The 13,318-nt window shown below is 50.6% G+C and carries 12 protein-coding genes; all 12 read right to left on the bottom strand.

The annotated features are described in order from the left end of the window. Window positions 1-6: 6 nt before the first annotated feature. Window positions 7-843 carry a hypothetical protein gene (locus H8B09_RS04610; protein WP_191202261.1) on the bottom strand — a complete coding sequence of 279 codons (837 nt, stop codon included), beginning with the start codon at window positions 841-843 and terminating at the stop codon, window positions 7-9. Next, window positions 840-1,529: an ABC transporter ATP-binding protein gene (locus tag H8B09_RS04605; protein WP_191202260.1), complete on the bottom strand. Its 690-nt coding sequence runs from the start codon at window positions 1,527-1,529 to the stop codon at window positions 840-842. Before H8B09_RS04605 ends, H8B09_RS04610 begins: the two co-directional genes overlap by 4 nt. Next, window positions 1,530-1,940: a GntR family transcriptional regulator gene (locus H8B09_RS04600; RefSeq protein WP_191202259.1), complete on the bottom strand. Its 411-nt coding sequence runs from the start codon at window positions 1,938-1,940 to the stop codon at window positions 1,530-1,532. A gap of 697 nt (window positions 1,941-2,637) precedes the next feature. Further along, window positions 2,638-3,360 carry an RNA polymerase sporulation sigma factor SigE gene (gene sigE / locus H8B09_RS04595; protein WP_110046498.1) on the bottom strand — a complete coding sequence of 241 codons (723 nt, stop codon included), beginning with the start codon at window positions 3,358-3,360 and terminating at the stop codon, window positions 2,638-2,640. A 39-nt stretch (window positions 3,361-3,399) separates the two neighbouring features. Beyond that, the gene (spoIIGA, locus tag H8B09_RS04590; RefSeq protein WP_191202806.1) at window positions 3,400-4,332 is read right to left on the bottom strand and encodes a sigma-E processing peptidase SpoIIGA; all 933 of its coding nucleotides are present in this window, start codon (window positions 4,330-4,332) and stop codon (window positions 3,400-3,402) included. Window positions 4,333-4,958: 626 nt separating this feature from the next. Then, the gene (ftsZ, locus tag H8B09_RS04585; protein WP_191202258.1) at window positions 4,959-6,089 is read right to left on the bottom strand and encodes a cell division protein FtsZ; all 1,131 of its coding nucleotides are present in this window, start codon (window positions 6,087-6,089) and stop codon (window positions 4,959-4,961) included. Between the two features lie 16 nt (window positions 6,090-6,105). Further along, complete coding sequence (gene ftsA / locus H8B09_RS04580; protein WP_191202805.1) at window positions 6,106-7,359, bottom strand: cell division protein FtsA; 1,254 nt, start codon at window positions 7,357-7,359, stop codon at window positions 6,106-6,108. 212 nt (window positions 7,360-7,571) lie between these two features. Beyond that, the gene (locus H8B09_RS04575) at window positions 7,572-8,339 is read right to left on the bottom strand and encodes a cell division protein FtsQ/DivIB (RefSeq protein WP_191202257.1); all 768 of its coding nucleotides are present in this window, start codon (window positions 8,337-8,339) and stop codon (window positions 7,572-7,574) included. A gap of 173 nt (window positions 8,340-8,512) precedes the next feature. Next, the gene (gene murA, locus H8B09_RS04570) at window positions 8,513-9,799 is read right to left on the bottom strand and encodes a UDP-N-acetylglucosamine 1-carboxyvinyltransferase (RefSeq protein ID WP_191202256.1); all 1,287 of its coding nucleotides are present in this window, start codon (window positions 9,797-9,799) and stop codon (window positions 8,513-8,515) included. A 15-nt stretch (window positions 9,800-9,814) separates the two neighbouring features. Next, window positions 9,815-10,720 (bottom strand): UDP-N-acetylmuramate dehydrogenase, encoded by a 906-nt coding sequence (gene murB / locus H8B09_RS04565; protein WP_191202255.1) that lies wholly within the window; start codon window positions 10,718-10,720, stop codon window positions 9,815-9,817. A gap of 339 nt (window positions 10,721-11,059) precedes the next feature. Continuing rightward, complete coding sequence (murG, locus tag H8B09_RS04560; RefSeq protein WP_191202254.1) at window positions 11,060-12,178, bottom strand: undecaprenyldiphospho-muramoylpentapeptide beta-N-acetylglucosaminyltransferase; 1,119 nt, start codon at window positions 12,176-12,178, stop codon at window positions 11,060-11,062. A 7-nt stretch (window positions 12,179-12,185) separates the two neighbouring features. Continuing rightward, window positions 12,186-13,283, bottom strand: coding sequence for a stage V sporulation protein E (spoVE, locus tag H8B09_RS04555; RefSeq protein ID WP_191202253.1), 1,098 nt, complete (start codon window positions 13,281-13,283; stop codon window positions 12,186-12,188). Window positions 13,284-13,318 lie beyond the last annotated feature (35 nt).

The raw sequence follows: 13,318 nt of genomic DNA, 5'->3' as shown, positions 1-13,318 counted from the left end.
CGTTGTCTATATCGTGAATTTCTTTGCTAGCAAATATTGACTGAACCATACTGAAATACTGCTCACAGCTGCCAATAGAACAAAATAGAATATTGTCAACTGCGTTTCCATCATCAAATATCTATAGTTGGATTGAAGAATGATGAGCGGAATGACGATCACGAAGATTGCAGCAGCAGCATAGATCAGACCGGCAAGAATGCCGGACCAACGATAGCTGCGTTCTAACAATATCCCAGTATATAGAATGATTACAGCTGTAATTCCCGTTCCATAGTACAGAAGTAACGCAACGATATTTGGAGATAGAAGAATATTCAGCACAGGATTAATCAGAATGAGCATCTGTAACGGAACATCTTCTCTCGCTTCGCTTGGTACGATCGATTGATAGATTGAATCCCCAATCGGCAACAGCAGTTGCTGTAGTGCGAGCAGCGACAACATGACCAACAACGGCGCTGTCAGCTTCGCCCAGTATAGATTACGTCTCGATGCCGGGAGCATTAACAGTCTTGTCATGAATGGATGACGACCAAGACTATCCCGGTACCAAATGAATACGAAATAGAAGCCAATAAAAGCCGCACAGATGAAGATCGATAAGATCAACCAGCTAAGTTCATCGAATGAGCTCGAATAACTGAAATAACCATGCGCCTGCACATATTGCTCCATCGTAGATAGATGCTCTACCTTCATCAAACGATGCGCATAATCCATTTCCTTATTGGCTGTGGAATATGCATTATACAGCTGCAGTATTGTCGTAATCACGACAAGAATCCCAAGCGGCAGTGCCAAGCGTTTGAGCTCAAAGTTTAGAAGCCTCCAGTAGGTCATCGCTTATACACCTCCCGCATGACATCAACAACCGACTTGCCTTCCTCCATCCGCATATCCTCGCTTGCGAATTGCTTCGTAATGAGCCCATGATCCAACATAACGACATAATCAAGCAAATGTTCGATCTCTTTTATTTCATGAGTGGTTAGGATGATGCCGCGGCCTTCTACCATATCACTTGAGAATACCGCTGCAATTTCTTCCCTGCTGAATATATCAACGCCTGAGAAAGGTTCATCGAGAAGCATATAGTCTGCATCCATAGCAAGACCCATCAGCAGATTCAGCTTCGCCGCCATCCCCTTGGACAAGGAGTTTACTTTGTCGGCGGCATTCAATTGAAATCTCGCAAGCAGCTCGTTTGCCCGTTCGCTGTTCCAATTCCGATAATAGTCTTGCATGAAAGCAAAGCAGTCCGCGATCCGCATTCGTCCCGGCATCGTCAGTTGATCCGAAACATAAACGATCCGCTCATACATCGCTTGATGAGGCGCGCTTCCATCAATTCGAATCGATCCGGACTGGATCGGCGTAAGGCCCATAATTGCCTTCAGAATGGTCGTCTTTCCTGCTCCGTTAAGTCCCGTTAGACATGTGATGGCACCGCGTGGCGCGTTGAAAGAAACACCTTGCAGCACCTTCTTGAGGCCGAACCGTTTCTTTACATCAATTAACTCAATCATTTACGTTACTCCTTTCTCTCCCTGATCCTGTTCCGACTGCGAGGCTTGTTTCTTCTCCAGCCGTGTCCGAATGAGCGAGAGCAACTGCTCTGCAGGTACTTCAATGTTGTTAACGGAAGCAAGGAAGGTGTCCACTGCCTCCGTCAGCAATTCTTCGCGTATGCGGCCCAGTATGATAGTGTCACTCGTAATTCGACTCGGTGAGTTTCCTTCGGTTACGATCAAGCCTTGTTCCTCCATTTCCTTGTACGCCTTCTGAGCCGTGTTCGGATTAATGCCGAGCTGGTTGGCCAGCTCGCGCCGAGACGGAATCGTATCCCCTGACTGCAGCTTCCCGGTTGCGATTCGCTCCTTAAAATGCCTCACGACCTGCAGATAGACGGGGTCCCGATTGTTAAACAGCAGTTCCATCCGCGCAGCTCCTTTGCATACTTCTTAATCGCTTGCTATATTACCCATTTTCTAGTGTGTGTACTATGTAGTTCATACACCATGACTGTATTATGACCCTAGTACACTTCATTGTCAAGTCTTTCCCACCAAAATCCTCCCTTGAGGGTGGCCCTCAGGGTTTCCACCCCTGGACACGGTATAAATTCCAAGACTTCTACCTACCCAAAACCTCAAGAGTTCTACCCACCCAAACCCTCCCTGCAAGGGAGGGCCCCATGGGACTCCCGTCCCCTGGACCCCGGAAGGGGCTGGTGGCGGAACTTTAGCGCGTGTATGAAACTTCGTCGTTTGGAGTCGCGTGCCCCTTTGGGGCACAGCTTTTGTTCGAGCTTAAAAGTACGTTCTGACTCGGTCAGCGATGAACCACGTTAATGCATAGTTAGTCTCAAACCCACCTTGCATATTGTAGGTGCATTTCTGCACGTACAAACACCATTTCCCAGCTCTCAGCCCAATATAGGTGTATTTCTACACCTACAATGACCTCATCGCCGCTTGCTGCCTCTCGTAGGTGTAATTCTGCACCTAGACCTACCATCACTTATTGCCTTATGTAACAAAACAGGAAAAAGCGCTGCTGGGCAGCGCTTTTTCCTGTTTGGGCTATATAGTTGATTGGTAGGTTCTGTTGTGCCGCATTAGGTACAATTCGAACTTACACCATCTTATTGAACTCTTTGCGAAGGCGCTTAATGATTCGTTTCTCTAGGCGGGAGATATAGGATTGCGAGATACCGAGAAGATCGGCGACATCTTTCTGCGTCTTCTCTTCTCCATCAGCGAGGCCGAAGCGAAGTTCCATAATGATACGCTCCCGCTCTGTTAACTTATCCAGTGCCTTGTGCAGCAGCTTGCGGTCAACCTGCTCTTCGATGTTCCGATAAATCGTATCGTTCTCGGTACCAAGAACGTCCGATAGGAGCAGTTCATTGCCGTCCCAGTCGATATTAAGCGGCTCATCGAAGGACACTTCTGTGCGCGTTTTGCTATTGCGGCGCAGATACATCAGTATCTCATTCTCGATACAACGGGATGCGTACGTCGCCAGTTTGATTTTCTTCTCTGGGTCGAACGTATTGACAGCCTTAATTAAGCCGATCGCACCGATTGATACTAGATCCTCGATATGAATGCCTGTATTCTCGAACTTACGTGCGATATACACGACAAGCCGCAGATTGCGTTCAATGAGCATGGCGCGAATTGCGGTATCGCCGGAAGGAAGCTTCTCCAGCAAATATTCCTCTTCTTCACGCGTTAACGGCGGTGGTAGTGCCTCGCTACCGCCAATGTAGTAAATTTCTTCACTCTTCAGCCCGAATAAAAACAGGACGCGGTAATAATATAGCTGAAGAACCAGTTTCCATCTCGTTATCATGGCATTATGCCTCCCGTCAAGGTGATATACGCCGTTACATTACGCCCCACCACTCTGCTCCGCCATCGACGGATGAATGACCGCTCGATACGTTCGGTCTGACGACAACTGACCGCCGTCCAGTCCGATCAACGCTCTGCGAGTGACGATCGTGTCTCCATTGCACTCCACTGTAACGGCATCCGGCTTAAGCGCAAGCATAAACTGCGTTCCACGGTTTATGCCCCGGTAAGGCACCAGCCGAAGCCGGTCCTGCCAAATAAACGGCTGCTCATCTTGCTGAGCTACCAGCTTATCGACTTCCGCCTGGCGGATGCGTGTCATCCACGTAGACGGCAAATCCGCTTCAAGCAGCGACGCCTCGATGATCGTAACCGGCGTCCGCGTCAGCGGATCATAAAGTTGATTCCCCGTATCGATGAGTCCGTCACACTCGATTTCACGGTCGCCAATCGTCACCTTCAGTTTCGCAACATGCGCTTTGATAAGCGCTTTCTCACGACGGGAAACCACAACTGAGCGTGCGATGTACAACCCTACACAACCGGCAGACCCAATGAAGATGAAGCCCGCCTTAAATTCGGTTCGTATGCCGCCTTCGATGAATTGCAGCCCCCGCCATAACGCCAGCGAACCTTGCTGCATAATTAAATAATAGAACCCGAGAATAGCACCGGCAGCAATAAAATTAACCGCATAAAACGCTGCGAACGTTCGACCGTATGCACGAAGACCTCCGAAACCGAATGCGATCCACAGCATAATTAGCGATATACCGAATTTGAATAGAAACGTATACAGAAACGACAACGACGGAACGAACAACATGACAACATACAAGGCACCAAGAGCACTCGCCCCGACGATTCGATACCATACTGTACGTATTCCCCGAACCCACGCCGTAACGAGCAGCAACGAACCATCGATCAACATCTCTTTCATGAACAAAACGTCAACGTATACCGCCAGTGATGATCACCTGCCCGCCGGTTCCTGGCCGGACTCGCCTACCTCGCATCGCCCTTCAGGAACGATTGAGACTAGTATATTGTAATCGTATTTCGATGTCTGTCTATTCATGACGCAGGGGACGATCTTTTTTTGTCGGAAAAGGGGCCCTGCCCCTTTTGACCCCACTATTTCACATCTATCTAAACCATCATATCTAAACATCAAAACACTGAATTCTACTCGCATAAATTAAGTGTTCTACCTGCTTAACTGAACGATTTCTACCCGCGTAAATCAAGAGTTCTACTCACCTAAATCCTCCCTGCAAGGGAGGACCCCTTGGGTTTCCAACCTATGGACCCCGGAATGGGTTGATGGCTCGACAGAAATGCGCGTCATTAACTGCGTGCTAGGGGTCGCGTGCCCTTGCGGGCACAGCTTTTGTTCGTGCTAACAATTGTGTCGCATTTATTGATAAGTTAGTTCAACGCTCCCTGTACCTTGTAGGTGTACTTCTGCACCTGCAATCAGTATCCCAATACCCTCTACGCCACGAAGGTGCACTTCTGTACCAAATAAAAAAAAGCCCGTTTCTGGCAGATAATCTGCCGAAACGGACTTGATGTTAAAAGGAATAGCTTGTCCTAGCGATCGCCGCGTGGGCGGTTGCGGAGGAATGCCGGAATGTCGAGCTGGTCACTCGATGTCGGCGTGTTGCTGAACGTGCGCATGCCGGAATTGCTGGATGTGCCAGCTGTTGCTGTACGTGAATCTGTCGATTCAACGGGCTGACCAGGGCGGCGTACTGGTTCAGGCATCGGTCTGTGCTCGAAGCCTGTCGCAATAACCGTCACTTTGATTTCTTCTTTCAGGCTATCGTCGATAATCGCGCCGAAGATCATGTTCACTTCCGGATCACAAGCTGCGATTACGATCTCAGCTGCTTCGTTCACTTCATAGAGCGACAGATTCGCGCCACCCGTAATGTTCATAATAACACCGCGAGCGCCATCGATCGACGTCTCAAGCAGCGGGCTTTGGATTGCTTTGCGAGCAGCTTCCGATGCACGGTTCTCGCCCGTCGCCATGCCAATGCCCATCAGTGCCGAGCCGCGTTCCGTCATAATTGTCTTCACGTCTGCGAAGTCGAGGTTGATCAGACCCGGTACTTGGATCAGGTCGGAGATGCCTTGTACGGCTTGAAGCAGAACCGTGTCTGCTACGCGGAATGCTTCGAGCATCGGCGTCTTCTTATCGACAATTTCGAGGAGACGGTCATTCGGAATAACGATCAGCGTATCTACTTTTTCTTTCAGCGCTTCGATCCCGTGCTCAGCTTGTCTAGAACGCTTAGGGCCTTCGAACGTGAACGGACGTGTAACGACACCTACCGTCAGCGCACCGCACTCACGCGCGATCTCAGCGATGACTGGTGCTGCACCCGTACCGGTACCGCCGCCCATGCCAGCCGTTACGAATACCATATCTGCACCCTTCAGCGTATTGCTGATGAGCTCACGGGATTCTTCTGCAGCTTTCTTTCCTACATCCGGGTTCGCTCCTGCGCCAAGTCCGCGCGTCAGCTTGTCGCCGATTTGCAGCTTATGCTCAGAGTGCGCCAAATGGAGCGCTTGCGCGTCCGTGTTAACCGTAATAAATTCTACGCCTTTAACACCGATCTCAATCATTCGGTTAACGGCATTGCTGCCGCCACCGCCACAACCTATAACTTTAATTTGTGCCAGTTGTTCCATGTCCATATCAAACTCCAACATCTGTCGTTTCCCCCGATCAAATGAATTCGCTAAAATAATTTTTGAGTCGCTCGAACAATCCGGGTTTCGGCGATGTAGAGACGCTGCTTGTGGCTACCTTGCGAGCAGCCGGCTTCTTCACGGATACGGACATGCTCTTCGCACGGGCGCTCTTGACTACGTAATGGAGCATACCGACGCCATTGTTAAACGCAGGGTCGCGCACTCCAATAAAGTCAGGCACTGCGATCCGAACAGACGATTCGAGCTCCTGCTGCGCCAGACTAAGCGTCCCAGGCATCGAAACCGTTCCACCTGTCAGCACATATCCGTTCACTTTGTCACCGTAACCAAGCCGTCTAACTTCCTGCCTTACCAGGTGGAAGATCTCTTGCATCCGCGGCTCAATAATATTAGCCAAATCCACTTGAGTAAATTCTTTCTCGACGTTGCTGCCCATACGCATAACTTTAAACTTCTGATCTTCTGCTGCATCCGAAATAAGCGAGCAGCCGTACTTTAATTTAAACTTCTCAGCTTGCTCCGTATGCGTGCGCAAACCATATGAAATATCGTTCGTAACATGTTCGCCGCCGACTGGCAGAGTAGATGTTGCTACGAGTCCGCCGCCTTCGAATACCGAGACCGTTGTTGATCCAGCGCCAATATCGACCAGCACCGTTCCCATCGTCCGCTCGTCTTTCGTTAGCGACATCGAACCGGATGCTAGAGACATCAAAACCCGATCAGAAATATGCAGATCGGCTTTCTCTACGCAGCGGATCAAATTATGTAAGGACGTCTTAGTCCCGGTGATTATCGTCGCCTCTACTTCCAGACGTACACCAATCATGCCTCGCGGATCAGAAATTCCCTCCAAACCATCAACTAAGAACTGTCTAGGTACAACTCCGATGATCTCACGTTCTGGCGGAAGCGCTACTACTCTAGCCGCCTGCATCACACGTTCGATATCTTCTTCGCCAATCTCACGATCTTCATTCGATACAGCGACTACTCCGTGGTTCGTTTGCAATGCGATGTGATTACCTTGGATGCCAATACAAACCTCGCTTATTTGAATGCCGACCATCCGCTCAGCATGATCGATCGCGTTGCGGATCGATCTAACGGTCTGATCGATGTCGACAATAGCACCCTTGCGGATTCCTTCTGAGTCGGCCGATCCAACTCCAATAATATTAATGGCTCCATTCGTAATTTCACCAATAATAGCACGAACTTTGGATGTACCGATGTCCAAACTGACGATGATTTCGCTGCTGCTCATCGCGCGCGGCACCTCCATTCCCATAAGAAAATAGGACATTCATCTTGTTAACAATCTACATATTCAACATGATTGACGGCTTTCCTCTTTTTTCTACAAAATTTTCGTAGAAATAAAGCTTCCAATTTCCAGCAACCGCGGCGTCAATCACCATCATCTGTGAAATGAAAACAAACCTAAATCCGTAACTAAAATTTTACCATCGATTGAGACTATTGAGTAGACTCTTTTTCAAGAGTTTCCATATTTTCTGCTGAATCTGGCAAATATGGCTCATACGTATCAGCAAGCAGCATCGTTACTCTGCCAGGCTGCTGTGTCTCGGTAACGGCATTCAAAGTGTCCAACTTAGTTGCCAATACCGATACTGCCGTAATAACTTCGAAGCGCGTACGTGTATAAATGCGGATACGATCCGGATAGGCATTCGATGGATCAGGGCGAATTTCTGATAAATCGGATAACTGTTGAGCCGGAATTAAGGCGAGTTGCTTCGAAAGCGCTGTCTTGATAGGATCATCCTTTTTCCAGCCAGACAACAACGGCTTATCGACAACAAAGTCAGCATTTGTCGCAGGAACGCTTGTCCCATTCGACAGAATCGCCATTATTTCTCCTTCAGGCGATAATTCATAGCCAACAGCGGCAAATTCTTGTACGCGAATTCGTACTTCTCCGGGGAAAACTTTCGTCACGGTTGCCTGCTCAATCGACTTGCTTGTGCGAAGCTTTCGTTCGACCGACCGCTCGGTAAAGCCGAAGAAAGCATCTCCAATAGAAATACCCGATAGCTTACGGATCGAATCCTCATTTACAAAACGCTGCCCGGCTACCGTTACCGTCGATACCTCGCTGATCGATGAATTAAAGAATAAAACGGATAACACAACAATGAATAAGAGCAGCAAAACCATCTTCAGCCTGCGATTGCCGCGTCGCTTCACAGCAGGCTCTCGAAGCACGGGCATCGATTGTTTCACGCTTGTCCCACCTTTCTCAAGGCGAAACGGCTGTTGCCGTCTAGCGGCGGCGCAGCGCGTTTCATTCCGGCGAAATATAGGCTCGCAAGCAAGGTATAAACTTATAGAGTCTTATATGACAAAAAAGCATCCGGCCCCCGCAACAATTGCAGGCGCCGGCTGTGCTCACACGATTAACCATTCGTTACCGCACGATCGTCTGGTACCGGCGATAACCGGCTAATGCGGGAGCCGAGATGACTCAGCATATGCTCAATTCGATCATAGCCGCGATCTATATGATGCACCTGTTCAACGACTGTACGTCCTTGTGCAGCAAGCCCGGCTACAACCAGGGCTGCACCTGCCCGCAAGTCTGTTGCTTCTACTGTCGCGCCATACAGCCGTGGGACGCCACGGATAATAGCCGCGTTCATATCGACTCGAATATCCGCCCCCATGCGGGTCAACTCCCCGACATGTTTGAAGCGACCTTCAAAAATCGTTTCTTTCATAACGCTTACGCCGTCTGCTAATGTAAGCAGCACCATAACTAGCGATTGCATATCCGTCGGAAATGCAGGATACGGATTCGTTACAATGCGCTCGATCGCCTTCGGGCGCGAAGCGGCATTTACTTTGATTATATCACCGTCCGCCGTAATCTGAACACCTGCCCTGCGAAGTACATGGATCAGAGAGGAGACATGCGACGGATTCGTATTTTGCAGAACAACTTGACCTTTCGTAGCGGCGGCAGCAACCATAAGCGTGCCTGTGACGATACGGTCCGGGATGACTTGGTAGCGGCAAGGGCTTAGCGACTCTACCCCTTCAATTGTAATCGTGTCAGTGCCTGCGCCGATAATTCGAGCGCCCATCGCATTCAAGAACCGCTGCAAATCTTGGATCTCCGGCTCACGCGCAGCGTTGTTGATCGTTGTCCGGCCTTCCGCTAGCACTGCAGCCATCATAATGTTCTCCGTCGCGCCTACGCTAGGGAAAGACAGATGAATATCCGTGCCGTACAGCTTATCAGCTTGACAAATGATCCGATTGCCGGATTCCGTAATCGTTGCACCGAGCGCCTGAAGACCGGATAAGTGAAGATCGATCTTGCGTTCACCAATCGCACAGCCGCCTGGCTGATAAATATGAACTTCTCCGAAGCGAGCAAGCAGCGGTCCCATTAAGAAAATCGAGGAACGCATCTGGCGCATCAGCGTCTCGGGCACGTGCGGCGAATGAGCTGTGGTTGTGTCGAGCACGACTGTATCCAGGGTGTGCTCCGCCTTGCAACCGAGATCTCGCAATATGCTAAGCATAACATCAATATCGAGCAGCCTAGGCACATGGTCGATTGTAACTGTACCGCTAACAAGCATGCTAGCAGCCAGTATCGGCAAAGCAGCGTTTTTCGCTCCTTGGATCGCAATGGTTCCTGAGAGAGGTTTCCCGCCTTCAATCACCAATTTATCCAATGTATCACCTCCGAATTACCGCTCACCCATTACCAATACCTCAGGCACCAGGTCAACTCCGTAACGGTCCTTGACTGTATGCTTGATCTGTTCGATTAGGGTGAGAACGTCTTCGGCTTTCGCTTGCCCGGTGTTGATAATGAAATTGGCATGTTGTGTCGATACCTCGGCGGCGCCAACGCGAAGCCCTTTGAGTCCGGCTTCTTGAATGAGTCTAGCTGCAAAGTCGCCTGTCGGATTGCGGAATACGCTGCCACAGCTTGCAAGCTGCAGCGGCTGCGTGCTCAACCTTCGCCCTTTATTGGCGGCATAAACAGCCTCGATCTCCTCACGTTTGCCTTCCGCGAGCTGGAAGGTAGCTTCAACAACGATTCCCTTCTGCTCTTGAAGGATAGAGTGGCGATACGAGAACGCCATATCTTCAAGACCATACGTTGCCAATTCCCCGTTCTCACGAACAATGACTGCCGATTTGAAAATACGTGACACATCCGAGCCGTGCGCTCCAGCATTCATATAGACGGCACCGCCGACCGTTCCTGGAATCCCCCCCGCGAATTCCAAGCCGCTCAGTCCTTCCCTGCCGGCCATGATCGCCAGTTTAATGAACGAATAACCAGCACCTGCCCGTACCGTCGTACCGTCAAAATGAGCAAAGTCCAGTCCTCCGCCGGTTTTGATCACAACGCCACGAATGCCCTTATCTGTTACGAGCATATTCGAGCCGCGACCTAATCCGGTCCAAGGAATGTTATGTTCATTCAGCCAACGGATGGTCGACACTAATTGATCGATGCCGTGCGGGATAATGAGGCAATCGGCGGGACCGCCGATTTTCCAAGTTGTATGTTTAGCGAGCGGTTCATGGTACAGAACCTTACCCCAGTTATTCTGTTCCAGCTCCGCCAATATGGATTGCATCGAGTCGTACCTCCCCTTTACGTCATTCCAACCGTAAGCCGCCATTCGCGGAAATACGGTCTGCCGGGCCGTTAGTTATTCGTTACAATCGTGCCGCACGGTGACGGTCGCGATTTATAACGTATCTTATGCCCCCGGCATATGGAGTGTGACAATCGCCCAATGTGAACCGACCCTCGCCAACCTGTTAGCGGCGCGGTTCGTTTCATCCTGGTGAAATCCAAGCTGAGTATAAGGCGAGACTTATACTTTCTTGGATTTTGGACGGTGCCACGTTTATTCGAAACTGCTTGCTTACAGCTCCGCATATAGCCTTAATAATAGTCAGGTTATGCAATACTAACGGCGGTATTTGCGAGATTGGCGCAACCGCTGCAGCTCATTGACGATCGTAACGGCTGCCGAAGGCATGCCGAGCTGTGCGGCGGCTTGCCCCGTCTTCGCGAGCAACTGCTCATCATGCAGCAGCTCCTTAACTGTGTCGAGCAGCGAATCGCCGCTGAGCTCCCGCTCCAGCAGCATGCGTCCTGCACCAGCCTCCACAAGGCTGCGTGCATTCGCCTCTTGATGGTTGTTCGTCACATTAGGCGATGGAATAAGAATGGATGGAATGCCAAGCGCCGTCATCTCGGCAATCGTCGAAGCGCCTGCGCGGCATACGACGAGAGAAGAGGCGGCCAGTACATCCGGCATATTGTGAAGATAAGGCACGACGTGCAGCTGACCGCTTCGATAAGCTGGCAGCTCCTCTACGCGCTTCATCGTATTGTCATAATACGACTCACCAGGTACAAACACAAAATGAACGCCCGGCAGCTGATTCAGCTGAGGCGCCATCGCCAGCATCGCTTCATTGATCGCCCGTGCGCCACGGCTGCCGCCGAACACAAGGACGATTTGCTTTGCATCGGATAGACCAAGCGACGCCCGCCCTTTGGCTGCATCTGCCCGCATAACGTTCGTCGCGCAAGGGTTGCCGGCATAGACGGTCCGCTTCGCTTTTTTAAAATGTTTCTCCGATTCAGGAAAACTGACGGCCACTGTATCTACATATCGAGCAAGAAATTGGTTAGTCAAACCAGGGATTACGTTCTGTTCATGAATGACAGTCGGTATGCCAAGCTTCGCTGCAGCGTAAACGACAGGCCCGCACACATAGCCGCCAGTCCCGACGACTGCATCCGGTTTATATTCACGAAGCAGCCGCTTCGCTTTGTTGACTCCTCTAAGGAAACGAACGATCGTCTTCACATTGTCCAATGACAGTTTGCGTTTGAAGCCGGTTATTTCGACTGCCTCGAATCGAATGCCCAGCTTCGGTACGATTCTGCTCTCCAGCCCCTGCGTGGTGCCGATATAGAGCAGCTCGGCGCCGGATTCCTCCTGCGCCTGCCGCCCAATCGCAACAGCCGGATAGATATGTCCGCCCGTCCCTCCTCCGGTTAATACAATTCGCATGAATGTGTCACCTCGAATAACGGGATATATTAAGTAAAATGCCCAGCGCAGTCAGCAGCAAGGTCAATGAGGAACCGCCATAGCTGACAAGCGGAAGCGTAATGCCCGTTACCGGCATCATGCCGATAACCACACCGATATTAATAAGTACTTGTACGCCTACAATGCCGATAATGCCTGCAGCCAGCAGGCTGCCGAACGTGTCCGGCGCTGCAATTGCGGTCTTAATCCCCCGCCATACGAGCACAAGGAACAGTCCGATCAGTAAAGTGCCGCCTATGAACCCAAGCTCTTCGGCCAATATAGAAAATATAAAGTCCGTCTGCGGCTCCGGCAAATAGTTATACTTCTGCCGGCTCATCCCTAGTCCAAGCCCGATAAGCCCTCCGGGACCAACCGCATACAACGATTGAATGGCTTGATAGCCTGCGCCAAGCGGATCCTGCCAAGGATCGAGGAAAGCTGTTATGCGCTGCAGTCGATACGGTGCAATCGCAATAAGCACGACCAGCCCCGCTACACCAACCATGGCAAGCGAGCCTAGATGAGCAAGTCTGGCGCCGGCTGTATAAATAATTAACAATGAAGCTCCGACCATTACTGCCCCTGTTCCAAGGTCAGGCTGCAGCATAATGAGGCCGAATGCCGTTCCCATAAACCCGAGCGGCGGCAGCAATCCGCGTGTAAAATGCGTGACTTGCTGTTGATTGTCAGACAGCCAACGGGCAAGGAACATAACCATCGCCAGCTTCATAAACTCGGAGGGCTGAATACCGAAGGAGCTAATGCCAAGCCAACTGCGCGCACCGCCGCGAACGACGCCGACGCCAGGTATAAGAACGATGACTAGAAGCCCGAAACATACGAGCAAACCGATGCCCGCCCAGCGCTTCCATATGCTATAGTCGACATTCATTGTGAACAGCATCGCGCCAACGCCCAGCAGGGCGAAGAGCAGCTGACGCTTCACGTAGTAGAACTTATCGCCGAACTCGTGAAAGGCAAGTACAGCGCTGGCGCTGTATACCATAATAATACCGATCGTGAGAATAAGTCCAATCGAGCCGATCATCCATACGTCCGGGGCGGAACGAGCTTTAGCCATTGCGCTGACACCTCTAACACGTCAATAGTAGGGAC

The sequence above is a fragment of the Paenibacillus terricola genome (assembly GCF_014779765.1).
Lineage (GTDB): Bacteria > Bacillota > Bacilli > Paenibacillales > Paenibacillaceae > Paenibacillus_T > Paenibacillus_T terricola.
The sequence above is the reverse complement of the archived record's forward strand: the minus strand, read 5'-3'. Positions and strand labels throughout refer to the sequence as shown.